Origin of the sequence: Paracoccus alkanivorans, from assembly GCF_003697785.1 — a bacterium.
GTDB lineage: Bacteria > Pseudomonadota > Alphaproteobacteria > Rhodobacterales > Rhodobacteraceae > Paracoccus > Paracoccus alkanivorans.
Genome location: NZ_QOKZ01000001.1, coordinates 124,656 through 151,305 on the forward strand (window position 1 = coordinate 124,656; position 26,650 = coordinate 151,305).

Annotated in this window: 29 protein-coding genes; 23 read left to right on the plus strand and 6 right to left on the minus strand. The window is 61.4% G+C overall.

The features are described from left to right. The first annotated feature begins 77 nt into the window (after window positions 1-77). Window positions 78-779, plus strand: coding sequence for a GntR family transcriptional regulator (locus C9E81_RS00595; RefSeq protein ID WP_122110387.1), 702 nt, complete (start codon window positions 78-80; stop codon window positions 777-779). A 295-nt stretch (window positions 780-1,074) separates the two neighbouring features. Here the strand turns inward: C9E81_RS00595 and C9E81_RS00600 are convergent, their stop codons facing one another. Continuing rightward, on the minus strand, window positions 1,075-1,470 hold the full coding sequence (locus C9E81_RS00600) for a (R)-mandelonitrile lyase (RefSeq protein ID WP_122110388.1): 396 nt from the start codon (window positions 1,468-1,470) through the stop codon (window positions 1,075-1,077). A 122-nt stretch (window positions 1,471-1,592) separates the two neighbouring features. Between C9E81_RS00600 and C9E81_RS00605 the strand changes: the two genes are divergently transcribed. From C9E81_RS00605 to C9E81_RS00645, 7 genes are all read left to right on the plus strand, one after another. Beyond that, complete coding sequence (locus tag C9E81_RS00605; RefSeq protein ID WP_122111101.1) at window positions 1,593-1,949, plus strand: cupin domain-containing protein; 357 nt, start codon at window positions 1,593-1,595, stop codon at window positions 1,947-1,949. Window positions 1,950-2,467: 518 nt separating this feature from the next. Beyond that, window positions 2,468-4,033: an MFS transporter gene (locus C9E81_RS00615; protein ID WP_122110390.1), complete on the plus strand. Its 1,566-nt coding sequence runs from the start codon at window positions 2,468-2,470 to the stop codon at window positions 4,031-4,033. Window positions 4,034-4,454: 421 nt separating this feature from the next. Beyond that, window positions 4,455-5,993: a sensor histidine kinase gene (locus C9E81_RS00625; protein WP_122110392.1), complete on the plus strand. Its 1,539-nt coding sequence runs from the start codon at window positions 4,455-4,457 to the stop codon at window positions 5,991-5,993. Further along, window positions 5,990-6,598 (plus strand): response regulator transcription factor, encoded by a 609-nt coding sequence (locus C9E81_RS00630; RefSeq protein ID WP_122110393.1) that lies wholly within the window; start codon window positions 5,990-5,992, stop codon window positions 6,596-6,598. The genes C9E81_RS00625 and C9E81_RS00630 overlap by 4 nt, the downstream gene beginning before the upstream one ends. Window positions 6,599-6,685: 87 nt before the next feature. After that, on the plus strand, window positions 6,686-7,171 hold the full coding sequence (locus tag C9E81_RS00635; protein WP_122110394.1) for a GlcG/HbpS family heme-binding protein: 486 nt from the start codon (window positions 6,686-6,688) through the stop codon (window positions 7,169-7,171). A 62-nt stretch (window positions 7,172-7,233) separates the two neighbouring features. After that, window positions 7,234-7,908: an ankyrin repeat domain-containing protein gene (locus tag C9E81_RS00640; RefSeq protein ID WP_122110395.1), complete on the plus strand. Its 675-nt coding sequence runs from the start codon at window positions 7,234-7,236 to the stop codon at window positions 7,906-7,908. A 545-nt stretch (window positions 7,909-8,453) separates the two neighbouring features. Further along, the gene (locus C9E81_RS00645) at window positions 8,454-10,046 is read left to right on the plus strand and encodes a solute:sodium symporter family transporter (RefSeq protein WP_122110396.1); all 1,593 of its coding nucleotides are present in this window, start codon (window positions 8,454-8,456) and stop codon (window positions 10,044-10,046) included. 355 nt (window positions 10,047-10,401) lie between these two features. Here the strand turns inward: C9E81_RS00645 and C9E81_RS22625 are convergent, their stop codons facing one another. Together C9E81_RS22625 and C9E81_RS23500 are read right to left on the minus strand one after the other, a co-directional pair. Further along, window positions 10,402-10,707: a hypothetical protein gene (locus C9E81_RS22625; RefSeq protein WP_147457541.1), complete on the minus strand. Its 306-nt coding sequence runs from the start codon at window positions 10,705-10,707 to the stop codon at window positions 10,402-10,404. Further along, complete coding sequence (locus C9E81_RS23500) at window positions 10,704-10,838, minus strand: hypothetical protein (RefSeq protein WP_279432694.1); 135 nt, start codon at window positions 10,836-10,838, stop codon at window positions 10,704-10,706. The genes C9E81_RS22625 and C9E81_RS23500 overlap by 4 nt, the downstream gene beginning before the upstream one ends. Before the next feature lie 135 nt (window positions 10,839-10,973). Here C9E81_RS23500 and C9E81_RS00655 point away from each other — a divergent pair, with 135 nt between their 5' ends. Beyond that, a complete protein-coding gene (locus tag C9E81_RS00655) occupies window positions 10,974-11,399 on the plus strand; it encodes an NUDIX hydrolase (RefSeq protein ID WP_122110398.1) in 426 nt (141 codons plus the stop codon). 157 nt (window positions 11,400-11,556) lie between these two features. Here the strand turns inward: C9E81_RS00655 and C9E81_RS00660 are convergent, their stop codons facing one another. Then, complete coding sequence (locus C9E81_RS00660; RefSeq protein ID WP_122110399.1) at window positions 11,557-12,816, minus strand: aminotransferase class V-fold PLP-dependent enzyme; 1,260 nt, start codon at window positions 12,814-12,816, stop codon at window positions 11,557-11,559. Window positions 12,817-13,041: 225 nt separating this feature from the next. Here C9E81_RS00660 and C9E81_RS00665 point away from each other — a divergent pair, with 225 nt between their 5' ends. Then, complete coding sequence (locus C9E81_RS00665; RefSeq protein WP_122110400.1) at window positions 13,042-13,359, plus strand: ArsR/SmtB family transcription factor; 318 nt, start codon at window positions 13,042-13,044, stop codon at window positions 13,357-13,359. After that, on the plus strand, window positions 13,356-13,841 hold the full coding sequence (locus C9E81_RS00670) for an SRPBCC family protein (protein ID WP_122110401.1): 486 nt from the start codon (window positions 13,356-13,358) through the stop codon (window positions 13,839-13,841). The genes C9E81_RS00665 and C9E81_RS00670 overlap by 4 nt, the downstream gene beginning before the upstream one ends. A gap of 68 nt (window positions 13,842-13,909) precedes the next feature. On the opposite strand, the gene C9E81_RS00675 is transcribed toward C9E81_RS00670, so the two are convergent. Beyond that, window positions 13,910-14,248, minus strand: coding sequence for a hypothetical protein (locus C9E81_RS00675; protein ID WP_166461777.1), 339 nt, complete (start codon window positions 14,246-14,248; stop codon window positions 13,910-13,912). A gap of 268 nt (window positions 14,249-14,516) precedes the next feature. Here C9E81_RS00675 and C9E81_RS00680 point away from each other — a divergent pair, with 268 nt between their 5' ends. Further along, complete coding sequence (locus C9E81_RS00680; RefSeq protein ID WP_122110402.1) at window positions 14,517-14,825, plus strand: hypothetical protein; 309 nt, start codon at window positions 14,517-14,519, stop codon at window positions 14,823-14,825. A 199-nt stretch (window positions 14,826-15,024) separates the two neighbouring features. Here C9E81_RS00680 and C9E81_RS00685 read toward each other — a convergent pair whose 3' ends face one another. Then, a complete protein-coding gene (locus C9E81_RS00685) occupies window positions 15,025-16,098 on the minus strand; it encodes a tartrate dehydrogenase (RefSeq protein WP_122110403.1) in 1,074 nt (357 codons plus the stop codon). Between the two features lie 198 nt (window positions 16,099-16,296). Here C9E81_RS00685 and C9E81_RS00690 point away from each other — a divergent pair, with 198 nt between their 5' ends. The 11 genes from C9E81_RS00690 (at window position 16,297) to C9E81_RS00740 (ending at window position 26,618) form a co-directional block, all read left to right on the plus strand. Further along, window positions 16,297-17,253 (plus strand): LysR family transcriptional regulator, encoded by a 957-nt coding sequence (locus tag C9E81_RS00690; RefSeq protein WP_122110404.1) that lies wholly within the window; start codon window positions 16,297-16,299, stop codon window positions 17,251-17,253. A gap of 53 nt (window positions 17,254-17,306) precedes the next feature. Then, window positions 17,307-18,224 carry a LysR family transcriptional regulator gene (locus C9E81_RS00695; RefSeq protein WP_166461778.1) on the plus strand — a complete coding sequence of 306 codons (918 nt, stop codon included), beginning with the start codon at window positions 17,307-17,309 and terminating at the stop codon, window positions 18,222-18,224. Between the two features lie 79 nt (window positions 18,225-18,303). Next, complete coding sequence (locus C9E81_RS00700) at window positions 18,304-19,467, plus strand: mandelate racemase/muconate lactonizing enzyme family protein (RefSeq protein WP_122110406.1); 1,164 nt, start codon at window positions 18,304-18,306, stop codon at window positions 19,465-19,467. Window positions 19,468-19,654: 187 nt separating this feature from the next. Then, window positions 19,655-19,894: a hypothetical protein gene (locus tag C9E81_RS00705; RefSeq protein WP_122110407.1), complete on the plus strand. Its 240-nt coding sequence runs from the start codon at window positions 19,655-19,657 to the stop codon at window positions 19,892-19,894. Window positions 19,895-20,115: 221 nt separating this feature from the next. Then, window positions 20,116-20,631: a DUF1697 domain-containing protein gene (locus C9E81_RS00710; RefSeq protein WP_122110408.1), complete on the plus strand. Its 516-nt coding sequence runs from the start codon at window positions 20,116-20,118 to the stop codon at window positions 20,629-20,631. A gap of 441 nt (window positions 20,632-21,072) precedes the next feature. Further along, window positions 21,073-21,909 carry a cytochrome c oxidase subunit II gene (gene coxB, locus C9E81_RS00715; RefSeq protein ID WP_122110409.1) on the plus strand — a complete coding sequence of 279 codons (837 nt, stop codon included), beginning with the start codon at window positions 21,073-21,075 and terminating at the stop codon, window positions 21,907-21,909. A gap of 72 nt (window positions 21,910-21,981) precedes the next feature. Next, entirely contained in the window at window positions 21,982-23,757 is a 1,776-nt protein-coding gene (locus tag C9E81_RS00720; protein ID WP_122110410.1) for a cbb3-type cytochrome c oxidase subunit I, read from the plus strand. Then, window positions 23,754-24,452, plus strand: a complete 699-nt coding sequence (locus C9E81_RS00725) for a cytochrome c oxidase subunit 3 (protein ID WP_122110411.1) — start codon at window positions 23,754-23,756, stop codon at window positions 24,450-24,452. The genes C9E81_RS00720 and C9E81_RS00725 overlap by 4 nt, the downstream gene beginning before the upstream one ends. A gap of 10 nt (window positions 24,453-24,462) precedes the next feature. Beyond that, a complete protein-coding gene (locus tag C9E81_RS00730; protein ID WP_122110412.1) occupies window positions 24,463-25,179 on the plus strand; it encodes a heme-copper oxidase subunit III family protein in 717 nt (238 codons plus the stop codon). 25 nt (window positions 25,180-25,204) lie between these two features. After that, complete coding sequence (locus C9E81_RS00735) at window positions 25,205-25,552, plus strand: cytochrome C oxidase subunit IV family protein (RefSeq protein ID WP_122111103.1); 348 nt, start codon at window positions 25,205-25,207, stop codon at window positions 25,550-25,552. Window positions 25,553-25,688: 136 nt separating this feature from the next. Continuing rightward, on the plus strand, window positions 25,689-26,618 hold the full coding sequence (locus C9E81_RS00740) for a sugar kinase (RefSeq protein ID WP_122110413.1): 930 nt from the start codon (window positions 25,689-25,691) through the stop codon (window positions 26,616-26,618). Window positions 26,619-26,650: the final 32 nt, after the last annotated feature.

Genomic DNA, 26,650 nt, shown 5'->3' on the forward strand with positions numbered 1-26,650 from the left:
CAATATGAGAGCGCGAACGCTGTCCAGTCCCGTAACGAAGCGAAGGCCGAGATCCGCCCGAAGCAAGGAGTAGACATATGACCCAACCGACCGGCAGCGGCCCCAAAAGCGCCGCGCGAAAGCGTCCCGCGAACAGGCCGGGCGAAGCGCCCGTCACCGCCCGGCAGCGCGCCTATGACGGGATTCGCGCCGGCATCCTGAAAGGAGCTTTTCCTCCCGGCAGCTTCATCGAGGAGGCAATGGCCTGCGAGGCGACCGGCGTTTCGCGCAGCCCGGTGCGCGAGGCGCTCAACCGGCTTGCGGCAGAGGGTTTTCTGGAGCTGCATCCGCGGCGCGGGGCGATGGTCAGGACGCTCTCTGCCGCTGAACTGCGCGATCTCCATGAGGTTCGCCAGATGATCGAGAGTCAGGCCATCCGCCTCATCTGCCGCAACCGCCGTCCGGTCCCGGCCCAGATGTCCGAACTCTGCGACACGCATGAGGCGACCTCGGCCGGGGATCTGCTGGCCTGTGTGGAGATCAACAGGCTGTTTCACCAGGCCCTGGTCGCGGCGGCCGGCAATACGGTTCTGACCCAGGTATTCGATAGTCTTCAGGCCAACCTGACCCGTGTCGCCATGCTGTCCCTGCAACTGGGCATCGGCAAGACCAGGCAGATCGAACAGGAGCATCGCGCCCTGATCGCCGCGCTGCAAGTTTTCGACGAAACCCGCGCGATGGAAATCCTGGCAGCCCACCTGAAGCCGATGCCGCGCCTCATGGGCTCTTTGTCGGGCTAGGCGCGAATGGAAGACGTGGGCATGACTCGCGTATCCGATGGACATTGCGCCGATCTTGCTCCTATGCTGAGGGCTTCTTCGGGCTTTCACTTGACCATATCCGACACGCTTGCCCCGGCCATTGTCCAATTTAAAAGATTTGTGGCAGGCAAGATTTTTCTTATCGCGCGGATATCCTCGGCCACGGGTCATGTCGGCCGGTTTTGTTGCAACAATGCCTCTCGACACATATCAATGAATTGCGCAACCGGAACCGGTCACGGAAACATGCGGCCGGGGTCTCGCCAAGCGGTATTCAGCCCAGGTAATCGGCGTCCGTGACCGGTTCCATCCAGGTAACAGGCGATCCGTCGATGGCCTCCTGTATTGCGATATGGCTCATGGCGGTGTCGGGGGCGGCTCCGTGCCAGTGTTTTTCCCCGGCGGGGAACCAGATTACGTCACCGGCACGGATTTCCTCGACCGCTCCACCCTCACGCTGAGCGCGGCCACAACCGAAGGTCACGATCAGGGTCTGGCCAGCCGGATGGGTGTGCCATGCGGTGCGTGCACCCGGCTCGAATGTCACATGGGCACCGCTGGTACGGCCCGGCGCTTCTGCCGGAAATAACGGGTCGATGCGGACAGAGCCGGTAAACCAGTCAGCCGGGCCAATGCTGGAGGGCGTTTGCCCCGGGCGGATGATTTTCATTTGCCGATCCTTTCGTTTGCCTGTGATCTAAGCATGATCTGCTGGGCAGCGTCGAGATGCCCTTTTCCCCCGGGGCCGGCGCCGGCCTGAACGGCAACCAGAAAGAAGACAGGGTAATTCATATGAAAACAGTGAACCTTTTCGATAAGCTGGGCCAATTCTCAAGCCATTGGGACCCTCATGTAATCGCGGATTACAACGAAAACGACGTGATGGTCGTGAAGTTCATCGGCGAGTATCCGTTCCACAAGCATGATTCGACGGATGACTTCTTCCTTGTAATTGAAGGTGAGATGGAGATGGACATCGAGGGAGAGCCCTCTCGAACGGTCAAGGCTGGCGAATTGTTCATCGTTCCCAGGGGCGTCGTCCATCGGCCGCGTGCGGAAAAAGAGGTCAAGGTGCTCTTGATCGAACCAAAGGGAGAGCCGAACTCCGGCGATTCCGACCGGGAGCCCGCTCCGAAGCCGCGCATCTGATATGGGATTGCGGCAAGGGACCACCGGTGATCAGGGCGGTTGTAGCAATGATCCGGTTTCCCGCATCTGAGGCCAGGTATTCGTCACAACAACCCAGGAACGCGACAGGGGCTTGATCAGAGCTTGCCCCTTCGTCCGGGCAACGTGCAACCGGACGAAGGGAGAATGAGGCAGAAGCAAGATGTTCATGCCCTTCAAGGCTTGCGAGCCAAAGTAACAGCCCTGACCGCGAAACCGTCGGTCATGACTGGCGGCGGAGCATTTCATTCTTACCGCCTGGATAATAGCTCAGCGCGATAACCGCCCTGTAAAGGGCCTGGCCGCTTGCTCGAAACCAGTCATCGTCATCGAGGTTGTGCCGGTCACGGAATTCCGGGCAGGCCGCAGGATCAACCCGCGGCCATGTGACAGCGAAGTTTGCCTTTTTGCGGCCACTCCTGCAGCGCATGGCACGATCAACTCCGCGGAAAGCGGCATCCTCATTGTCAGAGAGGTAAGCTGCAGCTAGATTTATCCACATGCGTTCCCCCTGCGAGGCCAGCCCGGACACGATATCCCTTTCCCCTGCTCCCGGAGGGGAGGGCTCGTTTTGTCCTCGGTCGCGGCGGCGTCTTGTCCTGATCGCGGCCATACTCGCCTCGGCGCTCGGATTCATCGATGGGTCGGTGGTTTCGATCGCGATCCCGGCAATTCGCAGCGATATCGGCGCGTCTCTCGCCGATGCGCAGTGGATATCCAACGCCTATGCCCTGACGTTATCGGCTTTGATTCTCGTTGGAGGAAGCGCGGGTGACAGGTTCGGCCTGCGGCGCATCTTCATCGCCGGGATCGCCCTGTTCATCCTGGCGTCCCTTGTCTGCGCGGCCGCGCCCGATGCGCGCTTCCTGATCCTGGCCCGTGCCGTGCAAGGTGCAGGCGCGGCCTTCATGGTTCCCGCAAGCCTTGCAATCATCGCCAAGGCCTATCCGAAAGATGAGCGGGGCCGGGCGATCGGGATCTGGGCTGCGTCGTCGGCCCTGACCACGGCACTTGGGCCGGTGCTGGGTGGTCTTCTGTTATCCGCCTTCGATGACAGTATCTGGCGCGCGATCTTCGCGATCAACCTGCCGCTTGGCGGCGTCGCCATCCTGCTCTTGCTGAAGGTTCCGCCGGACGAGGCGACGGGGCAGCGCAATCTCGACCTGATCGGGGCCATACTCGCGATCGTGGCATTCGGTTCGCTGGCCTATGGCCTCACCGCGCCAACTGCCGAGGCTCATCAGACATCCGGCTCGACGACCATCTTCATGGCTGGCGGACTGGCCGCACTGGTCGGGTTCATTATCTGGGAGGCTTTCCAGAAAACCCCCATGATCGACCTGTCATTGTTCAGGATCGGGGCTTTTTCCGGCGCCAACGCGGCGACCTTCTTTCTCTATTTCGCCTTGTCGGGAATCCTCTTTTATCTGCCCATGCTGCTTATCGCCGGTTGGGGCGTGGCCGAGGCGACGGTCGGTGTCCTGTTCCTGCCCCTGTCGCTGGCCATCGCGGCCCTGTCCGGTCCGGTCGGCCATTTATCGGACCGCCTTGGACCACGCCTGCCCATGACTGTGGGCAGCATGATCGTGGCCGTGGCCTTTGCGGGCCTGGCTGTTGCGGTCGGTTCCGGCATGCACAGTTTCTGGTTCGCGGTGTTCCCGTCGATGGTCGTAATGGGGCTGGGCATGGCCCTGGTGGTGTCACCGCTCTCGACAGCGGTGATGACCTCGGTCGAAGATGCAGATACAGGGGCTGCGTCGGGCATCAACAATGCGATTTCCCGCGTGGCCGGCCTGATCGCGGTCGCGGCCATGGGGAGTCTCGCGGCATATCGCTATGCCTCCGTGCTTGGCGACAAGGCCGCCGCCGTTCCCGGCTTTGGCGAATCTGTGGGCGGGCTTTCCCCAGTGCTGGAAGCCGCGCGCCTTGCCGCAAGCGACGCCGCATTCTCGGCGATTGCCTGGGCCATGGCGGGTTTATGTGTGCTTTCAGCCGCTCTTTCCTGGATCACGCAGCGGGCATCAGGCAGGGATGCGGCGGCAAGGACGATGGCGGCACGGAAGTGAATTCGTTCCCTATGCCTGATCGGCATTTCTGAAATGATCGGTCCGGAACAGGCTTCCAGCGCTCCTTTGAAATGCTGCGATGCGGCCCGTCACGGCTGACTTTCGCCGCGATATCGCCTTCGCCGCCGATATCCTTTTGACCTGTTCATGGCCGTCGAGGCCAGGCTGGGCCTATCGCTTCTGCCTGTCAGCGCGGCAAAGGGCCATCGCATGGGACCTTATGCGCCTTTCGGCGTGAAACAGCCATGGTTGTTTCCCTTTATTCATGGAAATGCACCGGGGATCGCCCCGAGCCGGTCGCATCAATACTGAAGGCACTTGCCGCCAGAACTTCACGGCCTGGCGCAAAACCGGGTAGGATATGGCAGCGTCGTCGTCGGGTACTATCCCGATCACGCGCATAAACTGCAGGAATGCGCCCATGACACGCAGCAACCGTTCCGTTCTTGAAAGCCCGCACAAGCTGATTGCCATCGGCTTGTTCCTGTTGCTTGCCACAGCCATGATTCTCGCGGTCGTCGAACGCTATGCGCTGATTGCCGAGCTGGAGCAGGAAAGCACGGTTCTGCATCGTCTTGCCTCGCAGCGGGTGGATCAGCATGACGCCCATTTGACGGCGCTCTCGGCACTCGCCACGGCGGCGGAAGGCGAACGGCAGGATTTGTTCCTGGATGTTGCGGCAACCATTTCGCGCTTTTATCCCCGTATTGACGAGGTCCAGCTCGTTCCTCTTGACCCGCATGAAGGGATGACAGGCACGGAACCCATCGATCCGGCGTTTGCCGATACCATCCGCTCGGCCGCCAGGACCTCGGACGGCAGAATCGCCTTGCTGCCGCACCCGGGCAAGCCGCGCCATTACATCATGGTCAAGCGCAGCCCTAATTCGGATGCAGCGCGTTATGGCTTGATGCTTGGCATCGATAGCGGAAGGCTGCTGGATGAGGCCGAGCCGTTCTGGTCGCGATCAGGTGTCGCGCTTACCCTGTCCCTTCCGGATGGCCATCCGCTTTTCAGGCAGGGGGAAATCCCCGAGACCTTGCGGTTTTCCAAGCCGCTCAGCAGCCCATCCCAGCCCTTGCTGCTGGAAACGGGGATGAGGATCGGATTTGCCGACCTGTTTCCTCCTGCAAGGACAGGATTGACGTTTCTCGCTGTCGGTCTTGCCAGCCTCGCGGCGCTGTCGATCCTCCGTCAGCGGGCGCGCACGCGGATGGCCGTAGAACAGGCGCGGCTCAACGCACTGGAATCACGCCTTGCCCATGCATCGCGCGTCAACGCGTTGGGCGAGATGGCAAGCGGCCTTGCGCATGAAGTGACCCAACCTCTCACCGCAATTCTTGCGCAGGTCCAGGCCGGACGGAGAATGCTTGGCCGGGGCGATGCGAAGGCACTGGAGCCGGTGCTTGACGATACCGTAAAGCAGGCACGCCGGGCTTCGGCCATTCTGGAGCGTTTTCGCAACTGGTCGCGTCCACAACATGCGCCGACATCGGTTTTTGACCTGCGCAATGCGGTAAGAAACGTGGAAATCCTGCTCGCCCCGCAAGCCGCGTCGCATGATGTGCGGCTTGCATTCAGGCTGCCCGATCATCCCGCACCCGTCATCGCCGATCCGGTGGAAATGGAACAGGTGGTGTTCAACCTGCTGCGCAATGCGATCGACGCCACGGCCGATCAGGGCGGCGCGGCACAGGTGATCGTGGCCTTGCGGCTGCGGGAAAATGAAGTCGTTCTGGAGATTTCCGATAACGGCCCCGGCGTGCCGGCGGGGTTACGTCCACGCCTGTTCACACCATTCACCACGACGCGCGCCGACGGCACCGGCCTTGGTCTTGCGCTGAGCCAGCGTCTGGTGGAGCGTGCAGGCGGTGAAATTGCCCTGGTCGACGGCGGAACGGGCGCGACTTTCCGGGTCGTCCTGCCGCGTGCCGAGGGGATAACGGAGGCCGCGCAATGATACATCCCGTCTACCTCGTGGATGACGACGAGGCCGTGCGCCATGCGCTTGGCCTGCTCTTGTCCACGGTCGGTATCAAGGTCACGGGTTTCGCCGATCCCCAGGCATTTCTTGCCCGGGTGCCGAAACTCGCTCCCGGTTGCCTGGTCCTTGATATCCGTATGCCCGCGATCTCGGGCCTGAAACTGCAAGAGCGGCTGGCAGGTCAGAATATCGACTGGCCGACCATCGTCATTTCCGGTCATGGTGACATCGAAGCCTGCCGGCGCGCCTTTCGCAACGGTGCGGTCGATTTCCTGTCCAAGCCGATCGACGAGCAGGATCTGATAGATGCCATCCAGAGGGGGCAGGAAGCGTTGGAGCAAATGCTGAACCGCCGCGCCGAAAGGGCGGAAACGCTGGCGCTTTTGGCTGCGTTGACGCCGCGTGAACGCGAAGTGCTCGACCGTATCGCCCAAGGTTTTACCACCCGCCAGATAGCGGAGGGGTTAAGCCTGTCCCCGCGAACGGTGGAAAGCCACCGGGCCGCCATCGGCGCCAAGTTGGGCACGACCTCGCAGGCGGAAATGACGCGGTTGTGGCTGGACGGGCGTGAAACTCCGTAGAACTACGGAACCCGCCGCCAGATCTACGAATACAGGATGCCTCCCGGCTGGATTAGATTTCTCTCCATAAACTGGAAAGGAACCATCATGATCCGCAATTTCGTTTTCGCGACCGCAGTTCTGGCCCCTCTGGCCGCCACCGCGCAGGAACTGCCCACCGCACCTTATTTGCCGCTGGAACTGGCCACCAAGGCAGCGGACGCCGCGCTTAACGCCTGCATTGCCGAGGGCCATAATGTCAGCGTCGCCATCGTGGCGCGTGACGGTTCGACCAAGGTGCTGCTGAAAGCCGACAATTCCGGTCCCCACACCGCGTCGAGCGCAACCGGCAAGGCTTTCACTTCCGCCGCCATGGGGCGCGATACGGCTGGCCTCGCCGAGTTCATTGCCTCTCAACCTGCCAATGACGGGCTGCGCGACATGGATGCGCGGATGGTCATCCAGGCTGGCGGCCTGCCGATCAGGCTCGGCGACGCCCTGGTCGGTGGCATCGGTGTCGGCGGCGCACCCTCGGGCGATATTGACGCCAACTGCGCCGTTGCCGGCCTGACTGCGATTGGAGCGGCGGAATAAACTGCCACGGAAACAGGTGCGGCCCGTTCTGCAACTGGCCGCACTCGCTTACGGAGATCCATATGCTGAGAATGCTTCTTGTTTGCCTCTCGCTGGCCGCGGCTGGCGCTGCACAGGCACAGATTGCGCCGGCGCCACCCGAGATAACCGCCTATCAGGATTTGCATCGGGCAGCCCATAGCGGCGACCTCGAAGAGATACACCGGTTGGCGATGTCGGGCGCCGATCTTGACGGGCGAGACGGGAATGGCCGCACGCCTGCGCATGTCGCCGCCTTCGCCTCCAACAACGAGGCGCTTCGTGCTTTGGCTGACGCCGGCGCGGACATGAATGCCCTGGACAACCAGGCCTATGACGTCGTGACCATCGCTGCCGTCGCCGACGATCCCGAACTGATGTCGCTCGCCATCGAGCTTGGCAACGATCCGGGGCTGACGACAAGTCCATATGAAGGAGCGGCGTTGATCGCCGCCGCGCATCTTGGTCACGTAGAGGTCGTGCGCCGTCTCATAGCTGCCGGAGCGCCGCTCGATCATGTCAATAACCTCGGCTGGACCGCGCTCATGGAGGCTGTGGTGCTGGGTGACGGGGGATCCGATCATCAGCAGGTCGTCCGTATGTTGGTCGACGCTGGCGCCAACCGGTCAATCGGCGACCGTGATGGTGTTTCTCCTCTCGCCCATGCCCGCGCCCGGGGATATTCCGAGATCGCGAGGCTGCTGGAAGGAGGCAATTGAAAAATGACAGGCAGCATTCCTGTATAAAAGGCAAATTTCCAGTGTCCTGGTTTTGCGCCAGTTACCCCGCGTTAAGAAGGATGTGCGTGCCGCATTGTTCACGGCCTGTCGCAGTATCATTTTCGATGAGGGCGTTACACCTGCTTGACCGGTGCGAGTTTACCCGATGGTCTTTGCCTGAGATCCTCGTGCCCTTCGGAACTCTTCAGATCGAATCCCCGGATGGTCCCGAGCCCGGCTGACAGGTTCGCGGGCCATCGTCAGGCGCTTACGTCTGACGGGTGATAGCTTATGGGTCCGGGATGGGATCGTGTCCGGCGCGGAAGGAAACAGCCAGATGACATCATCGCTCGCCCGATGCGGCGCTCCAGAACGGCGTTTCCGAACCGACTATTACAGATGACACAAACTGTTGGGCAGCAAGAGCCGCATCAGCCCTGATCCTATCAACAGTCCCGGAACGAATATCCATTCGTGTTGAATATTTGCTCCTGCTCGCGCAAAAGAACCGCTAACCTGCCGGGAAACACAAGGGAGAGGGACGCATGGGAGCATTCAATATCCTGACATTCATAGGCTTTACGGCACTTGTCGCCGTGCTGTCCTATTACTGGACACGGGGCACGGACGAACATCATTCCGAGGGCTATTTCCTCGGCGGGCGCTCGCTGACCGCGCCGGTGATCGCCGGCTCGCTCTTGCTGACCAATCTATCGACCGAGCAGATCGTCGGCCTGACCGGCCAGGCCTATTCCGAGGGCGTTCTCGTGATGGCCTGGGAAACGCTGGCCGCGATTGCCATGGTGGTCACGGCCCTGATCCTGCTGCCGCGCTATCTGCGCAGCGGAGTCAGCACCATCCCCGGCTTTCTCGAAGAGCGTTACGACGCGCAGACCAAGACCATCACCTCGATCCTGTTCCTGTCGGGTTACGTGATCGTGCTGCTGCCAATCGTGCTTTATTCCGGCGCGCTGGCGATGTCGACGATGTTCGACGTGCCGGCGCTGCTTGGCGTATCCGATACGGTCGCGTTATGGATCACGGTCTGGGCGATCGGTATCGTCGGTTCGGTCTATGCCATCTATGGAGGGCTGAAGGCCGTCGCCGTGTCGGACACGATCAACGCCGTGGGGCTGTTCCTGGGCGGGCTGCTGATCCCGCTTTTCGGGCTGGCGGCGATCGGCGGGGGCAGTGTGTTCAAGGGCATCTCGACCCTCTACACCGAGAATCCCGAAAAATTCGACGCCGTCGGCGGACCGGATTCCTCTATCCCCTTCGCCACGATCTTCACCGGCATGATGCTGGTGCAACTGTTCTACTGGGGCACCAACCAGGCAATCATTCAGCGAGCTCTGGGCGCGCGGGATCTGCAGGAGGGCCAGAAGGGCCTGCTGATCGCGGCGGCGCTGAAGATTTTCGGCCCGGTGATCGTTGTGCTGCCCGGCATCGTCGCCTATCACCTGTTCGAGGGCGGGCTGGAGGTCGCCGACCAGGCCTATCCGCGGCTGGTGACCGAGGTGCTGCCCTTCTGGCTGCGGGGGTTCTTTGCCGCGGTGCTGTTCGGCGCGATCCTGAGTTCCTTCAACTCGGCGCTGAACTCTTCGGTGACGCTGTTCGGGGTCGATATCTACCGGCAATATTTCAACCAGGAGGCCCGCGACGGGCAGGTGGTCAGCGCGGGCAAGAAATTCGGCATCCTGCTGGCCATCGCCTCGATGACCATCGCACCCTTCATCGCCAATGCCCCGCAAGGTCTGTTCGGTTACCTGCAAGAGGTGAATGGCTGCTACAGCATCCCGATCCTGACCATCATCCTGGTAGGAATCTTTTCGCGCCGTGTGCCGCCCATCGCGGCCAAGATCGGCCTCGCCTCGGGCGTGGGACTGTATATCATCAGCCAGTTCGTGCTGAAGCCGGTCGTCGGCGCTGACAGCTACCCGCATTTCCTGCATGTGATGTTCGGGCTTTTCGTGCTGAACGTCTGCATCATGCTGGTGATCGGCAAGGTCAGGCCGATGACCCGCTCTTGGGCACCTGTCGGGGCGAGCCCCGTCGACATGACGCCCTATGCGCTGGCGAAACCCCTCGGCGTGGTTATCGTCGCCATCGTGATATCGAGCTACCTGATCTTTAACTGACGGGTGGGGCGCCCCGCGATCGGGGCGCTGCCCCATCCGGCCCATCCGGGCCGGATTCCCCCGGGAGACTTGAATCGAGAGCAAAATCGCTGGCATAGCGATCATATATGACCCAAAGTCAGTAGGTTACGACGGTTCTTAGTCTAGTGAATGCTTCATAACCACCAGATGTAGCTGGCCCAAAAACGGCACACCGCCTTCTTTGGATCAATCCAATCAAGAGCATGAAGCATGACTGAAACCGCGTTCCAGAAACTGTCTGATCCGACACTGACCGAGACCGCTTGGGAACGTCAGATGTACCTGCCTGGCGTCCAGAAGTATGACCTGAGTGAATCCAGGAAAAACCCGTCGCTCACTGCGGCGGGAAAAAATGCTCCGGGAAATGATCGACCGCTTCGAAGATGTCGACATCTTTGTTTCTTACGGCACGCAGGAATTGCTGGACCGGCTGAAGGCCGATCCGCTGTTGGCGCGGATGCCATGCGTAACATTCTGTCCGCATAATCCAGTCAACAGCCATCATCAGCATAACAAAACCGCAAGCTGGAGAACCGTCAGAAACTTCGCCCAGAAAAGGTGTAACGTTACCCACACCCCTCCGGAAACGGATCCACAAACTGGAGGACGCCTCACCGCCCACAAGGACATCAAATGTCATTCAAAACTGGCGAGAATCGCGCTCATGAAAATTTTCTCACGGTCAGTGCCCGCAAGCAGGGCAGCGATCCTCTTCCCGACATTGACGAAACAAGCTCGAGCCTGCGCTTCGATCGTATCGATGGCATTCATGTCGCCTGCCGATCGCATTTGCCGGTCAGAGCCCTTTGCTAAGGTTCGCGAGGTCAGTCGTCTGGCTAAAGAAATCCCTGGAACGCCAGGGCAAACAGCTATTGCCGTTCGTGGTCAGCCGCGTAAGCTGTATCCATGTGGGACGGTCGCGATTTCTCGGGAGCGAAACTGGCATTGGTGATAGGTGATCGCACGATCATCTACAAACGCGATGATATCCCGACGATCCCGTTTCCCGGACTGTGGGACCTGCCCGGAGGCGGCCGGGAAGGTTCCGAAAGCCCCTTGGACTGTGCATTACGTGAGACGCACGAGGAGTTCGGCCTTCATATCGAGGCGTCGAGGATTTGTTTCTGCCGCGCGTATCCCAATCACCGCTATCCAACGGAATATAGCTACTTCCTGGTCGCGGAGGTTGAGGAAAGCATCCTGGCGGAGATTCGCTTCGGTGATGAAGGCGAAAGGTGGGAAGTAGCCACCCTCCGTGACTTCTTGCACCGCCCTGACGCAGTTCCCTACCTTCAGGCCCGGTTGCGTGACTGGTTGGACACTCGCTGCTGAGGGTTCAAGCCACGGCAGACATAAGCCCAAGCGATGGGCGAACGGCTGCCTCGTCCGCATCTGTGCCCGTCGGAAGGTGGTCCCAATGTCTTGTTCGAGCCCTATACCAACTTTCGCGCCAGCCGTGAGAGCGGAGCAACGCCGCGCGCTTCGTCACTCAGGAGCGGTTGCCCAACTCGTTGACCACCGCCAGAAGCCGGGCCACCTCCTGTTCGGTGTTGTAATGGCAAAGCGAGATGCGGATGCAATCGGGCAGTCCCAGGGGGGTCAGGACATTACCGCTGTAATGGTCGGCTTTTCGGGTGTGGGTGCGGATGCCCTGTTCGTTCAGGATCGCCACGACCTCCGGCGAGGCCATCCCGTCGACCACGATTGATACCAGACCTTCACGTGCCGGGTTGTCCGCGCCCGCCAGGATCGTGACATGCGCCATTTCGGCCAGGCCCGGCAGATTACCGGTTCCATGGATCAGGGCGTTGGTCAGATGACTCTCATAGGCGTGGATCGCGCGGCCCGCAGCCTCGATCCGTGCGCGCGGCGCGGTTTCGTCCGAGACCCGGCCGCCGAGCCAGTCGAAATAGGCGGCCACATCGGACATCGTCGCATAGGCTCCGGTATCGCGGGTGCCGAATTCCCAGCTGGTTTCCGGCGCATCGATCAGCTTGTCATGGGGCATGGCGCCGAGCCTGTCCGATAGCCATGCGATCCCGAAACCATGGCGCGAAAAGACCTTGTAGGGCGAGATGGCGTAGCCATCGATCCCGTAGGCATCGATATCGATCTGGCCATGCGCCGCGTGCTGGATGCCATCGACGATGATCAGGCAATCCGGCGCCACCGCGCGGATGGCTTTCGAGATGGCCGCCACATCCATGCCCATGCCGGTCACCGGCGAGGCATGCAAGATCGTCGCCACCGACACGTCGGGCGTCATCCGGGCCGCATAGGCATCCGCGCTCACCATTCCCGTCGCGTTATCATGCTGCACGTTGACATAGTCGAGGCCTGCAATCCCGGCCCAGCGGCGGGCGGCACTCCGGCTGGCAGGATGCTCGATGGACGAGCCGATCACCTTGCTTCCCTTCGAGGCATTGACGCAGGCGGTGCGGATCATGCGGAACAGCAATTCGGTGCCGCTCTCGCCGGCAATGAACTGCCCCGCAGAGGCGTTCATAAAGAGCCCCATGTCCCTCTTGGCCCTGTTGATCACGTCAACCAGAGCATGCGCGGCGGGATTGTCCCGTCCCTGATTGTCCGGAATAGCGGCGAACTTGGCCGAGGTCCCGATGACGGATTTCAGCGTCAACGCACCTCCGGCATTCTCGAAAAACACCCGGGGACCCTGAAAGGGGCAGCTGTCCACATATTCGAAGCGGTCGCGAATTTCCGCAATCAGGTCAGGGTTGCCTTGGATCATGGTCTTTTGTCCCTTGTAGTAATGCGTGACACGATGCGTTCAGCAGGGCTCGCTCACAATGATGATGTCTCGTCGCAGAAGCCTTCCGGGCCGTCAATATGGCTCCTTGAGGGGGACCGGCAGGTTGCGGCATCGCGCAGGTGATTGGCAACTCATCCCCCTTGCGGACCTTCGCATCGGGCAATCCCGGTTGACACAATAATTAGTTTATACTAATCATAAGTCATGACTGCTGATAATGCCCAACTTGCCGCCCTTGGCGACCCTACCCGCCGCAGGATCTTCGAACTGATTGCGGAACGCCCGCATACGGTGGCCGAGATCACGCGGCAGGTTCCGGTGTCGCAATCGGCTGTATCCCAGCATCTCAAGGTGCTGCGCGAGTCGCATCTGGTTCGCCCCGAGCCGAGAGGTGCCAGCAATGTCTACCACATCGATCCGCACGGGCTTGGCCAGATGCGCGCCTGGCTCGACCGGTATTGGAACAGGACCCTGGCGGCCTACAAGGTGGTCGTCGAGCAATCACCAGAGGAGTCACCATGAGCATTCACGTATCAGCTTCGCCCGTGAAACAGTCCATCGTGGTCGAGGCGCCGATCGCGCAGGCTTTCAAGGTCTTCACCGAGAAATTTGGCAGTTTCAAACCTCCCGAGCACAATTTGCTCGGCGTCGAGATCGCCGAGACGGTGTTCGAGCCCCGGGTCGGCGGCTGCATCTATGACCGCGGCATTGATGGCAGCGAATGCCGCTGGGCCCGCGTGCTGGCCTATGAGCCGCCCGACCGCGTGCTGCTCAGCTGGGACATCAGCCCGCAATGGCAAATCGAAACCGATCCGGACAAGACCAGCGAGTGGGAGGTGTCCTTCACCGCAGAGACCGCTGATCGAACCCGCGTCGAGATCGAGCACCGGCATCTGGAGCGCCATGGCAAGGGTTGGGAAAGCGTTCGCGACGGTGTCGGCAGTGATCAGGGCTGGCCGCTTTACCTGCGGCGATATGCTGAACTGATTGCGGGCAAGGCCTGATGGCAATCGCCCGGACGAGTCTTATACAAACCTTCACCGCCATTATCGTTGAAAGGTTCTGCGAGGGGTCAGGTTAGAAAGGGCATGATATCCACGCCGTCACCGGGAAAGACGGTAATGTGGGGATGGTCCTGGAAAAGCCGTGCAGCGTCATCGGCAGTTTCAGCCTCCACCACCAGATAGCCGCAGAATGGATTTACAGCTTTGGTGATGCCGTCTTTGGTGATGCGCGTCGTCTTTCCCACCATACCGCCACGATCAAGGATAGATGCCGCGTTTCTTTCCTCCCAGGCCGCCCATTTTTCGATGCCGATCGCGTCAACGGCGTCCTGTTCCGCTTTGGGCAGGCTTCGAAAAGATGCGAGGTCTTCGGGCTTCATGGTGTAAACGGCAAGGAAACGGGGCACAGGCCACCTCCATGATCTCGAACTCTTGTCAGCTTACATGCCACACGGCGGAAAGTGCCCAGAGGATACCATCGCAGTGCGAAACATGGAATGGCACCCCTTATCCCCCTTGTTGCCTTTTGGTGGAATGGAAGAGCACCTCAGGAAATAACGGTCGTTCCGGTCTCAATGCCGTAAGTGCTGCGCAGAAACCTCGCTTCAGGCCGAAGAGGTATCAGCTCGGCGCCTCCGGAAGACAATAATTGGCGCCGGCATGGCGGACCAGAGAATGGACGCAATTGTCCAGACTTTCGGTCAGGCAAGCCTGCATGGGATTTCCATCTCTTCCAGGGTGCAAGGGGAAGCCGCGCTGGCCGTGGCGCTCGCGGCAGGGGGAATACCAGCATTTGCGACCTCGCAGGGTTATACCGGCTCGCGTCAACTCGCCGTCGAAACCGCGGCAATCGGGGGCGGGCAGGCAGTCGCGAAACAGCTGCGCAAGGTCAATATCCTCGCCTGTGGGATCGGGTTGCCCGTCGCTCCTGTCGAAAAAGACGTCAACGGCCTGCGTTCAGGCACCCCGGAGCCCTGCCGTTGAGGCATGACGGAAAAGCACATGGCACAATTGGCCAGCTTCGCCGCAGCCGGAGACAATCGCAGGGGCGGTTTCCGGCTGGCGCATGACTTCCGACCGGCTCCGTTTCATTCGGGAATGAGCCGGCATTCCAAAGTGCAGCCCGAGCCTCGCCCTGCCGGGTTCCAAGGCTCATGGTGCCGTGCTGATCGCGGATACGCGCTCAGCCAAGGGCATCCGCGACCGCCTTCCCGCAGGTTTCGGTATCCGCCGAACCTCCCAGATCAGGCGTTCGCAGCGCCGGCTCGGCCAGCACACGCTCGATGGCGGCGACGATTTCCGCCCCGGCCTCGGCATGGCCGAGATGATCGAGCATCATCGCACCGGCCCAGATCTGGCCTATGGGATTGGCGATGCCCTGCCCCGCGATATCGGGCGCCGAACCGTGGACCGGCTCGAACAGCGACGGGAAGTCGCGCTCGGGATTGATGTTGCCCGAAGGCGCAATGCCGATGGTACCGGTGCAGGCGGGACCGAGATCTGACAGGATATCCCCGAACAGGTTCGAGGCGACCACCACGTCGAAACGGTCGGGGTTCAGCACGAAATGCGCGGTCAGAATGTCGATGTGATACTTGTCCCATGTCACGCCGGGATAGGATTTCGCCATCTCTTCCACCCGCTCGTCCCAATAGGGCATGGTGATCGAGATGCCGTTCGACTTGGTGGCCGAGGTCAGCCGTCCGCGAGGGCGCCTTGACGCCAGCTCGAAGGCATATTTCAGAACCCGGTCGACGCCGATACGGGTCATCACCGTTTCCTGCATGACCACTTCCCGATCGGTATCGGGAAACATCCTGCCGCCAATAGAGGAATATTCCCCCTCGGTATTCTCGCGCACGATCCACATATCGATATCGCCGGGGCCGCGCCCGGCAAGCGGCGAGGGCACGCCGGGCATCAGCCGCGCGGGCCGAAGGCTGATATACTGGTCGAACTGGCGGCGGAACTGGATCAGCGAACCCCAGAGCGAAACATGATCCGGCACGGTTTCAGGCCAGCCCACCGCGCCAAAGAACAATGCGTCATGCCGTTCGATCTGCGACTTCCAGTCATCCGGCATCATCTGCCCATGCCTGCCGTAATAATCGCAGGACGCGAAATCGAACTCGTCGAAACGCAGGTCGATGCCATGGCGCTTTGCCACCGCCTCCAGCACGCGCATCCCCTCGGGCATGACTTCCTTGCCGATGCCGTCTCCCGGGATGGCGGCGATATTCAGATGATTGCTTGTCATTGGCTGCTCCTTCAGTCGTTACGGCCACGAATGGCCTCTATCACCGCAGCAGTTACCCTTGCCGCAGCGCCGGATGGGGCGACCCTGAACCTGCCACATGTCCAATCACCACTCGCGGACGGACCAGGAAAACCTAGACTATTTCGATGAAATACTTAATTTCTCAAAATGCACTTCATTATTGCGATAAGGTTCACAATGAGAGAAAGCGATCTTGCCTTCTTCGTGCTCCTTGCCCGGCGCGAGAGTTTCAGTGACACCGCCCGGGATCTCGGCATTTCGGCGTCAGCTGTCAGCCGCCGTCTTGCCCGTCTTGAAGACCGGCTTGGCGTCCGGCTGATGAACCGCACCACCCGCCGCGTCAGCCTGACCGGCGAGGGCGAGGTCTATTTCTCTGAGGCATTGCGGATCATGGGCGATATCGCAACGCTGGAACAGAATCTCTCGCAGGCGCGCGACGTTCCATCCGGCATGCTGCGGATCAATGCGACCCTGGGATTCAGCCGCGCTTATCTCGCGCCTGCCGCTTCGGCCTTCAAGCAGGAATTTCCCGATGTGGATGTGCAGCTGATCCTGACCGATGCCCCGCTCAACCTCGTCGAGGAGGGGATCGATCTCGGCATACGTTTCGGCACACCGGCGGCAAGCCGGATGATCATGCGCCTCATACAGCGCAACCGGCGCTTCATGTGCGCCTCGCCGTCCTATTTCAGGCGGCACGGCATCCCGCAAACGCTCGCGGAGGTTCAAAGGCACAACTGCATCGTGCTGCGGCAGGATTACGACGCCTATGACATCTGGCGCTTCGACGATGTCCGCAGCGAGGCTCCGTCGATCAAGGTCGGCGGCGGGCTCAGCACCAATGACGGCGAGATCGCGCTTGGCTGGGTGCTTGACGGTCATGGCATCATGCTGCGTTCGGAATGGGATATCTCGCACCATGTCCGCGAAGGCCGCCTCAGGGTGATACTGCCCCAATACCGGCAAACCGCGAATATCGCCGCGGTCTATCCCGAGCGGCACAACCTTTCGGCCAAGGTGCGCGTTTTCGTCGATTTCCTGGCCGCCAGGGTTCGAAAGGCGAACAGTCGCAACCCGCTGCAACTGACCGGAGCGGATATCGGAACCCGAACGGGCAGCCTCCGGACCCGCTGACACCGGCATCACGTTCACCTATGCTTGATGCGCATGAAAAGGAGGCGTGGGGAATGGATAGCGAACTGCTGGAGGACTTCCTCGAACTCGCAAAGGAGCTGAGCTTCTCGCGCGCCGCCGAGATGCGCTCGATGACACAGCCCGCGTTCAGCCGCCGGATAAGGGCGCTGGAGGAGACGGTTGGAACCGCCCTGGTCCATCGCACCAGCCGGACGGTGCGGCTTACACCCGCGGGCAAAACCTTTCAGCCGCACGCGGCCACAATCCTGCGCTTGATCGCTGACGCGCAGGCCGAAGCCCTCGCGGCTGCCGGACGGGCGGAATTGACGCTCAACCTTGCCGCGACCCATGCCCTGTCGCACCGGTTCGTGCCCGGCTGGCTCATGCATGTGGCTGGCCCGGCGGGGATAGGCGCACTCAGCATGGTTTCGGACACGCAGCAGCAGCTTGCGGGACAGATGCTGCGCGGAGCCGCGGATTTTCTTGTTTGCTACGGTTCCAGCCAGATGGACATATCCGGATTGCCTTCCCGGCATTACCGCTCCCATGCCATCGGCCATGACCTGCTCGTGCCATTATGTGCCAGGGCGGCGGATGGCAGCCCCCTGTGGTCTCTGGACGACACCTCGCATGACATCCCCTGGATCACCTATGGCTCGGCTTCGGGGCTGCACCATATCCTCGAAGCCGCCTGGAAAATGCAGCCCAAACCAAGGCTGGAGCCGCGCATGAGCTCCGTGCTGGCAACGACCAACATGGAAATGGCACGGCAGGGACTGGGGGTTTCATGGCTTCCGCTCTCCCTGGCAGGGGATCTGCTGGCGAATGAATCGCTGGTCCGCGCCGGGGGCCACCGGCACGATGTCCCCGTGAACATCGTTCTTTATCGCCCGCGCGCGCGCCTTTCACCGCATGCCGAAAGTTTCTGGCAGAGGGCAATCACCGCATCCATGCAAGAATTGCATGCATGATTGAGAGAACGGCATTGGAGTATCCGCATGGCGCCGGTGTAACAGGCACTGAACAGCGCGGCACATCAAGGAGCTTTACATGCGCATCATCGAGATTCGCGAGGTCACCAAGCCGATCTCGTCACCCATCCGCAATGCCTATATCGATTTCAGCAAGATGACGGCGAGTCTCGTGGCCGTCGTCACCGATGTGATGCGGAACGGGCGCCGCGTCGTCGGCTATGGTTTCAACTCGAACGGGCGCTACGGTCAGGGCGGGCTGATCCGTGAAAGGTTTCGCGATCGCATCCTCGGGGCCGACCCTGCCTCACTGCTGAACGATGATGGAAGCAATCTCGACGCCCACCGGATCTGGGCCGCGATGATGCAGAACGAAAAACCGGGCGGCCATGGCGAACGTTCGGTGGCAGTCGGCACCATCGACATGGCGGTGTGGGACGCCATCGCCAAGATCGAGGACAAGCCGCTCTTCCGCCTGCTGGCAGAGCGCAAGGGGATCGAGCCGGATCCGCGCGTCTTCGTCTATGCCGCCGGGGGTTATTACTATCCGGGCAAGGACGATGCTGCCCTTCGCGCCGAGATGCGGGGATATCTCGACCGTGGCTATACCGTGGTCAAGATGAAGATCGGCGGCGCAAGGATCGACGAGGACCGGCGCCGGATCGAATCCGTGCTGGAAGAGATCGGCGATCAGGCGCGGCTGGCCGTGGACGCCAATGGCCGCTTCGACCTCGAAACCGCAATCGCTTACGCCAAGATGCTGCGGGGTTATCCGCTTTTCTGGTACGAAGAAATCGGCGATCCGCTGGATTATGCGCTGCAGGCCGCGATATCTGAATTCTACCCCGGGCCGATGGCCACCGGCGAGAACCTGTTTTCACATCAGGACGCGCGGAACCTGCTGCGCTACGGAGGGATGCGCCCCGACCGTGACTGGCTGCAATTCGATTGCGCCCTGTCCTACGGCCTTGTCGAGTTCGAGCGCACGCTGGAGGTGCTGGATCAGTTCGGCTGGTCGCCCCGGCGCGTCATTCCGCATGGCGGGCACCAGATGTCGCTGAACATCGCCGCCGGACTGGGGCTCGGCGGGAATGAAAGCTATCCGGATCTGTTCCAGCCCTATGGAGGCTTTCCCGACATGGTGAAGGTCGAGGACGGGCATATCACCATGCCCGAGCTGCCCGGTATCGGCTTCGAGGGGAAAGCGGATCTCATCGGCGTCATGCGCGATCTGGCCGAATAGGATCATCGCCCGGCATGGCGGCTCGCAAATGGCGGCCCTGCCGTAAAGCACCTGGATCAGGCCGGCCATGCGGGGCTGATGGCCGGCCTGACAATTCCGGCTGCGGGATCACGATCACCATCACCGGGCACCCGCTCATGTGCTATAGTTCCGCCATTGTCACGCCAGATGAAAAGGAGACAATGCCATGAAACGCCTGAGCCTCGCCCTGGCCATCGCTGCGTTTGCTGCCGGTCCCGCCCTCGCCTTTCAATGCCCGGCGGATATGAGCGAAATCGATGCCGCGCTGGAAACCGCCTCGCTCTCGGAAGCCGATCTCGCGAAGGTGAAGGAATTACGCGCCCTCGGAGAAACCGAGCATGAAGCCGGCAACCATCAGGCTGCAGTCGACGCGCTGGCCGAGGCAAAGGAGATTCTCGGTCTCTGACCCGATGATCTGGTAGCGCGGGCGTCGCAGGCCCGCCACTTGCACATTGCTGCCTGGTGGCGATGTGCCGGGTTGGTTGATGCCATAAGGACGCGGCGCGCAATGGGTATCCGCATTCGAAAGCCGCGCCGCGGAACCGTTTCGCTTCCACCGGCGATGCCGGCCTTCCTGCCTTTCCGTGGTTATGGTTGAATGACAGGGAAACGATATGGAATCAGCCCATGGCGGTATTCGTCGCACTTCTCCGCGCCGTGAATGTCGGCGGAACGGGAAAATTGCCGATGGCCGATCTGCGCGCCATATGCGAGGCGATCGGGTTCGAGGAGGTTCGCACCTACATTCAATCCGGCAATGTCGTGTTCCGGACCGGCTGGTCCGGCGAAGCCGCAAAGGCCAGGCTTGAGACAAGGCTCCACGAATGGATGGGCAAGCCCGTAGGCGTTATCATGCGTGACTCCCAAAGCCTGCACGAGGTTCTCGCGAAAAATCCCTTCCCGAAAGAGGCACCGAACCGGATCGCGGTTCTCTTCCTCGATCACCCGCCGCCAGCGGATGTCCTGGACACGGCAAAGAGGCGCACGGATGAAGAAATCGCTCCCGGCGAGCGCGAGATATTCATTCATTACCCATCCGGCATGGGGCGTTCCCGGCTTCACCTTTCCGCCATGGAGTCCGGAACTGCCCGGAACCTGAACACGGTCGCCAAGCTGGCCGAAATCTCGGCTGATAGAGCCTGACCGGATCACGCCAGGATGTTTCCGTGCATGTCGTGCAAGGCTGCGAGGGCAGCTCTGCAACGGCGCTGCGGTCGTGCCGGTTCCGGAATCGGGCATGCGAACGCGGGCGCCGGCCTGAGACCCCTGCCCCTCCGGATATAGCGCAGTTTGCGCTTGATCGTTTCCACCCCGACCCACTTCTTCTTCATGCAAGTATCCCGGGGATCACCGGATGATGCACCACCGGTTCGAGAGACCCGCCGGCGACGGATAGCGCCCCCGGCCATCGCAGGATGCGGCTCGCGGCTGAACCCGATTAACTGTGGACCGCTCTGGCTTCACCACATCGCGCCAGGAGTCATTCGCTGGATTTTTGCGCGTTTTTCCTTTATAATCTTAGCTGTTATCGAGAATGCGGACCCTCCCCGATCCGCATATCGAGGAAAACAGGATGTGCGCGGAATGATAATCGCACTTGTCCTTGCCTTGATCGTTGTCGCTTCTGTGACGTTCCACCTCCTCAGCCCGTGGTGGTGGACGCCGATTGCGTCAAACTGGGATTATATCGACAGCACGCTGATCATCACCTTCTGGATCACCGGCGTCGTATTCGCCGCGGTCGTCCTGTTCATGGCCTATTGCGTGTTCCGCTTTCACCACCGGGAAGGCCGCAAGGCCGATTTCAACCCCGAAAACAGGCGGCTTGAGATCGTGCTGACCGTGGCGACGGGGGTCGGGGTGGCGGCGATGCTGTTGCCGGGGCTGTTCGTGTGGAAGCAATTCGTGACCGTCCCGGACCATGCCACCGAAGTCGAGGTCGTCGGGCAGCAATGGCTGTGGAACTTCCGCTTGCCGGGCAAGGATGGGCGGCTGGCCACATCGGATCCGCAATGGATGGGGCCGGACAACCCGCTTGGCATCAATCCGCATGATCCGACCGGCGCGGATGACCTGATCATCGAGGGCGGCGAATTGTATCTGCCGGTCAACCGCCCGGTGAAGATGCTGCTGCGTTCGGTCGATGTGCTGCATGATTTCTATGTTCCCGAGTTCCGGGCCAAGATGGACATGGTTCCCGGAATGATCACCTATTTCTGGTTCGAGCCGACCCGCACCGGCGAGTTCGAGATACTTTGCGCCGAACTGTGCGGCACCGGCCACGCATTCATGCGCGGTTATGTCCAGGTGGTCGAACAGGAGGAATATGACGCATGGCTGCAAGAGCAGCTGAGCTTTGCCGAATATGCGGGCGCCGCATCGCAACCGGAGCGGCCGACCCGCCTGGCCGAAGGGGAGTGATCCCGAACCGGGCATGACGGGCAAGGCAGCGCCCGGACGGTGCAGGAGGCGCTGCGGAAGAGGAGGAGAGAGATGGGTGATATCCGCCATGAGGCAGGCGCCGGGCTCCCGCCGCTGGAGGTTCCCGATGTCATGCCACCCCATGCGCATGGCTGGTGGGGCCGCTATGTCTTTTCGCAGGATGCCAAGTATATCGCCATCCAGTATGCCTGCACCGCCCTGGCGATCGGGCTGGTCGCGCTGGTCCTGTCATGGCTGATGCGGCTGCAGCTCGGCTTTCCGGGCATCTTCGATTTCATCACGCCCGAGGCCTATTACCAGTTCATCACCATGCATGGCATGATCATGGTGATCTATCTGTTGACGGCGATCTTCCTCGGCGGATTCGGCAATTACCTGATCCCGCTGATGGTGGGCGCCCGCGACATGGTGTTCCCCTTCGTCAACATGCTCAGCTACTGGATTTACCTGCTGGCGGTGCTGGTGCTGGTGGCAAGCTTCTTCGTGCCCGGAGGGCCGACCGGGGCCGGCTGGACGCTGTATCCGCCGCAGGCGATCCTGTCGGGCACGCCGGGTGGGCAGCAGGCGGGTATCGTGCTGATGCTGGTCTCGCTGATCCTGTTTATCATCGGCTTCACCATGGGCGGGCTGAATTACGTCGTTACCGTGCTGCAGGCGCGCACCCGCGGCATGACGATGATGCGGCTGCCGCTGACGGTCTGGGGCATCTTTACCGCCACGGTGATGGCGCTGCTGGCGTTTCCGGCGCTGTTCGTGGCCTCGGTCATGATGCTGTTCGACCGGGTGCTGGGCACCAGCTTCTTCATGCCCATGCTGGTCGAGATGGGCGAAAAGCTGAGCTATGGCGGCGGCAGCCCGATCGCGTTCCAGCACCTGTTCTGGTTCTTCGGTCATCCCGAGGTCTATATCGTCGCGCTGCCGGCATTCGGCATCGTATCGGACCTGATCGCCGTGCATGCCCGCAAGAACATCTTCGGCTACCGGATGATGGTCTGGGCCATCGTGATCATCGGTGCGCTCAGTTTTGTCGTATGGGCGCATCACATGTATGTCAGCGGCATGCACCCATGGTTCGGCTATTTCTTCGCCACCACCACGCTGATCATCGCGGTGCCGACGGCGATCAAGGTCTATAACTGGGTGCTGACGCTGTGGCGCGGCGACATCCACCTGACATTGCCGATGCTGTTCGCGCTGGCCTTCATCGTCACCTTCGTCAATGGCGGGCTGACCGGGCTGTTCCTGGGCAATGTGGTCGTGGACGTGCCCCTGTCTGACACGATGTTCGTGGTCGCGCATTTCCACATGGTCATGGGCGTGGCCCCGATCATGGTGATCTTCGGGGCGATCTATCACTGGTATCCCAAGATCACCGGCCGGATGCTGAACGAGGCGATGGGCCAGATCCATTTCTGGGTCACGTTCCTCGGCGCCTATGCGATCTTTTTCCCCATGCATTATGTCGGGCTGGTGGGGGTGCCGAGGCGTTATTACGAACTGGGTGAACCTGCCTTCATCTCGACCCCGGTAGGCGGGCTCAACGCCTTCATCTCGGTGGCCGCACTGATCGTGGGAGCGGCGCAGATATTGTTCCTGTTCAATCTCGGCTGGAGCCTGCGTCACGGGCGCGAGTCCGGACCCAACCCCTGGCGCGCGACGACGCTGGAATGGCAAACGCCGCAAACACCGCCCAGGCACGGCAATTGGGGAGAATCGCTGCCACTGGTCTATCGTTGGGCCTATGATTACAGCGTGCCGGGCGCGGCAGCGGATTTCATCGCCCAGAACGATCCCGTGACAATCCGGCCCGCCGGAGAGCAGCCATGAGCATCGTTCTCGCCTTTCTCGCACTCCTTGTCGCGGCAATCGGCTGGTGGTTGGCGCAGCAGCGGCTTTTTTCGAAGCCGTGGCTTGAAACCGGCATACAGCCGATGACGATGGACAGCCCGGCAACACCTCCCGAAACGCTTGGCCTCTGGATTTTCCTGGCAGTCGTCGGAGCGCTTTTCGCGATGTTGGGCAGCGCCTTTGTCCTGCAGATCGACGCAACGCCGTGGCAACTCGTTCCATTGCCCCGGCTGGTCTGGGTCAATACCGGCGTGCTGGTATTGAGCAGCGTTTTCCTGCAGATCGCAGCCATTGCCGCACGGCACGGAGAAATGCGCCTTCTCAACCTGTCCCTGGCTGCGGGCGGAGCATCCACGCTTGTATTCCTGGTCGGCCAGATCACCGCCTGGAAGGTGCTTACCACAAGCGGCCATCTCTTGGCCGGGGCACCGGCCGCCAGCTTTTTTTACCTGATTACCGGGCTGCACGGCCTGCATATCCTTGGGGGAATGGTGGCGATGGGCATTGTCTGGCTGCGGCTGGCCCCAGGGTCCCGGCCAAAGCAGGCACATGCCGCGGTCGCACTCTGCGCGCTCTACTGGCATGCCCTGCTGTTCATCTGGATCGTGCTGATCGCCCTGTTCACCGGATGGGGCAACGAGGTGCTGGCGCTGTGCCGTTCGGTACTGAGATGAGGGAAAGCAAATGACCGACAGGACATTGAACAAGACGGAACCCCGATACACTGCGGGGCTTGCGGGCTTCGTTGCCGACTGGAGCTCGGACCAGCGTGCTTTCAAGAACGTGTCCTGGGGCAAGGCGATGATGTGGATCCTGCTTCTGAGCGACACCTTCATCTTTGGCCTGTTCCTGGTCGCCTATATGGTCGCGCGCAGCTCCACCCCCGAGACCTGGCCGAATGCCAGCGAGGTCTTTGCCCTGCATATCGGCGGGGCGGATATTCCGCTGATCCTGATCGCGATCATGACCTTCGTCCTCATCTCGTCCTCGGGAACCATGGCGATGGCGGTCAACAGCGCCTATCGGCGGGCGCGGGGACCGACCGCCCTGCTGATGCTTGCCACCGCCCTGCTCGGGGCGGGTTTCGTCGGCATGCAGGCCTTCGAATGGTCCAAGCTGATCGCCGAGGGCGTCCGGCCCTGGGGCAACCCCTGGGGAGCCGAACAGTTCGGCGCGAGCTTTTTCATGATCACCGGCTTTCACGGCACGCATGTGACCATCGGTGTCATCTTCCTGTTGCTGGTGGCGCATCGGGTCTGGCGGGGTGATTTCGACCTTGACCGGCGCAACTGGCTGTCACGGGGCAACGGCGATTACGAAAGCGTCGAGATCATGGGCCTTTACTGGCATTTCGTCGATCTGGTCTGGGTCTTCATCTTTGCATTCTTCTATTTGTGGTAGGACAGCGGCCATGGTGCAGACACCGATGAGACATCCCCCGCAGGCAAGGACCGCCGGTCATCACGAGGGCCAGCAGCATCCGATCAGGCTCTATCTTCTGGTCTGGGGGCTCCTGTTCGTGCTCAGCGCGGCCTCCTATCTCGTGGATTACATGCAGCTTGAGGGAGGGCTGCGCTGGAGCCTGATCGTGATCTTCATGATGCTGAAAGCCGGGCTTATCGTCGCGGTCTTCATGCATATGGCATGGGAACGGCTGGCGCTTGGCTATGCGATCCTGCTGCCGCCGCTCATCATCCTGATCCTTGTCGTCATCATGGTGCTCGAATCCGATTACACCCTGCTGACGCGGCTGACGGCATTCGGCGCCCGGTAGCGTATTTCCCGCGAGACACGGGTGGAAAGGGTTGTAACCGTCAGCTCAAGGAGGCATGCAATCGCCATGTTTGCCCCGCCGCGATCCATGGACGGCATCGCGCGGGATTACGCATCGAGATAACGGAGACTGCCAGATGACCGCACCCATGATCCTGTCCATCGGCGAAGCCATGGTGGAATTGTCGCAGGCCGGCAGGGACGGGCTTTGGCAGGTGGGTATAGCGGGTGATACGCTCAATACCGCGTGGTATCTGCGCCGCCTGCTGCCCGATGAATGGCAGGTCGGCTATTTCACGCGCGTCGGCTCGGGCGAGTTCTCGCAGAGGATGATCGACTTCCTGACCGCCGAGGGCATCGACACGGCACATGTCGGGCGCGACCCGCAACGCGAGATCGGCCTCTATGCAATCTCGCTGAAGGATGGGGAACGCAGCTTCAGCTATTGGCGCGACAGTTCCGCCGCGAAGGGGCTGGCCGACGATCCCGCCATACTGGCACAGGCGCTGGCCGGGACGCGCATCGCCTATCTGTCGGGCATTACGCTCGCGATCCTGCCGGACGAGGCACGGATGGCCTTGCTGCAAGCTCTCCGTGAGGCGCGGGCACTGGGCACGCAGGTCGTGTTCGACCCGAATCTCCGGCCCCGGCTGTGGCCCGGCACGGCGACTATGTGCGACCGGGTCGAGGCCGCTGCCGCGATATCCGACCTGATCCTGCCCAGCTTCGATGACGAGCGGGACCATTTCGGCGACAGCGATCCACAGGCGACCATCGCCCGTTATCTGGAACGCGGCGCCGGGCAGGTGATCGTGAAGGCAGGCGGCGATCCGGTCCGGTATGGCGGCAACGAGGGAGAGGGGCTGATCGACGACCTGGAGCGTGAGACACCGGTTGACACGACCTCGGCCGGGGACAGTTTCAATGCCGGTTATCTGGCCGCAAGACTGCAGGGCGCCGATGTCGGATCAGCTATCCGCGCCGGCCATGAACTGAGCCGTCAGGTCATCCGCCATCGCGGCGCCCTGGTCCGCGAGGCCGTCGAGGCGGTGCTGGCGCAAGGCTGACCCCTGCATTCGCGGTATTTTCAAGCCGTCAT

Bases quoted from the DNA above. Each gene is read 5' to 3' on its own strand.
- C9E81_RS00640 (WP_122110395.1), top strand. From the start codon at position 7,234: ATGCTGAGAATGCTTCTTGTTTGCCTCTCGCTGGCCGCGGCTGGCGCT.
- C9E81_RS00665 (WP_122110400.1), top strand. From the start codon at position 13,042: ATGACTGCTGATAATGCCCAACTTGCCGCCCTTGGCGACCCTACCCGC.
- C9E81_RS22625 (WP_147457541.1), bottom strand. From the start codon at position 10,707: ATGACATTTGATGTCCTTGTGGGCGGTGAGGCGTCCTCCAGTTTGTGG.
- C9E81_RS00720 (WP_122110410.1), top strand. From the start codon at position 21,982: ATGGGTGATATCCGCCATGAGGCAGGCGCCGGGCTCCCGCCGCTGGAG.
- C9E81_RS00600 (WP_122110388.1), bottom strand. From the start codon at position 1,470: ATGAAAATCATCCGCCCGGGGCAAACGCCCTCCAGCATTGGCCCGGCT.
- C9E81_RS00725 (WP_122110411.1), top strand. From the start codon at position 23,754: ATGAGCATCGTTCTCGCCTTTCTCGCACTCCTTGTCGCGGCAATCGGC.
- C9E81_RS00710 (WP_122110408.1), top strand. From the start codon at position 20,116: ATGGCGGTATTCGTCGCACTTCTCCGCGCCGTGAATGTCGGCGGAACG.
- C9E81_RS00635 (WP_122110394.1), top strand. From the start codon at position 6,686: ATGATCCGCAATTTCGTTTTCGCGACCGCAGTTCTGGCCCCTCTGGCC.
- C9E81_RS00595 (WP_122110387.1), top strand. From the start codon at position 78: ATGACCCAACCGACCGGCAGCGGCCCCAAAAGCGCCGCGCGAAAGCGT.
- C9E81_RS00690 (WP_122110404.1), top strand. From the start codon at position 16,297: ATGAGAGAAAGCGATCTTGCCTTCTTCGTGCTCCTTGCCCGGCGCGAG.
- C9E81_RS00740 (WP_122110413.1), top strand. From the start codon at position 25,689: ATGACCGCACCCATGATCCTGTCCATCGGCGAAGCCATGGTGGAATTG.
- C9E81_RS00660 (WP_122110399.1), bottom strand. From the start codon at position 12,816: ATGATCCAAGGCAACCCTGACCTGATTGCGGAAATTCGCGACCGCTTC.
- C9E81_RS00705 (WP_122110407.1), top strand. From the start codon at position 19,655: ATGAAACGCCTGAGCCTCGCCCTGGCCATCGCTGCGTTTGCTGCCGGT.
- C9E81_RS00645 (WP_122110396.1), top strand. From the start codon at position 8,454: ATGGGAGCATTCAATATCCTGACATTCATAGGCTTTACGGCACTTGTC.
- C9E81_RS00735 (WP_122111103.1), top strand. From the start codon at position 25,205: ATGAGACATCCCCCGCAGGCAAGGACCGCCGGTCATCACGAGGGCCAG.
- C9E81_RS00730 (WP_122110412.1), top strand. From the start codon at position 24,463: ATGACCGACAGGACATTGAACAAGACGGAACCCCGATACACTGCGGGG.
- C9E81_RS00625 (WP_122110392.1), top strand. From the start codon at position 4,455: ATGACACGCAGCAACCGTTCCGTTCTTGAAAGCCCGCACAAGCTGATT.
- C9E81_RS00655 (WP_122110398.1), top strand. From the start codon at position 10,974: ATGTGGGACGGTCGCGATTTCTCGGGAGCGAAACTGGCATTGGTGATA.
- coxB (WP_122110409.1), top strand. From the start codon at position 21,073: ATGATAATCGCACTTGTCCTTGCCTTGATCGTTGTCGCTTCTGTGACG.
- C9E81_RS00700 (WP_122110406.1), top strand. From the start codon at position 18,304: ATGCGCATCATCGAGATTCGCGAGGTCACCAAGCCGATCTCGTCACCC.
- C9E81_RS23500 (WP_279432694.1), bottom strand. From the start codon at position 10,838: ATGAATGCCATCGATACGATCGAAGCGCAGGCTCGAGCTTGTTTCGTC.
- C9E81_RS00670 (WP_122110401.1), top strand. From the start codon at position 13,356: ATGAGCATTCACGTATCAGCTTCGCCCGTGAAACAGTCCATCGTGGTC.
- C9E81_RS00630 (WP_122110393.1), top strand. From the start codon at position 5,990: ATGATACATCCCGTCTACCTCGTGGATGACGACGAGGCCGTGCGCCAT.
- C9E81_RS00605 (WP_122111101.1), top strand. From the start codon at position 1,593: ATGAAAACAGTGAACCTTTTCGATAAGCTGGGCCAATTCTCAAGCCAT.
- C9E81_RS00680 (WP_122110402.1), top strand. From the start codon at position 14,517: ATGGACGCAATTGTCCAGACTTTCGGTCAGGCAAGCCTGCATGGGATT.
- C9E81_RS00695 (WP_166461778.1), top strand. From the start codon at position 17,307: ATGGATAGCGAACTGCTGGAGGACTTCCTCGAACTCGCAAAGGAGCTG.
- C9E81_RS00615 (WP_122110390.1), top strand. From the start codon at position 2,468: ATGCGTTCCCCCTGCGAGGCCAGCCCGGACACGATATCCCTTTCCCCT.
- C9E81_RS00685 (WP_122110403.1), bottom strand. From the start codon at position 16,098: ATGACAAGCAATCATCTGAATATCGCCGCCATCCCGGGAGACGGCATC.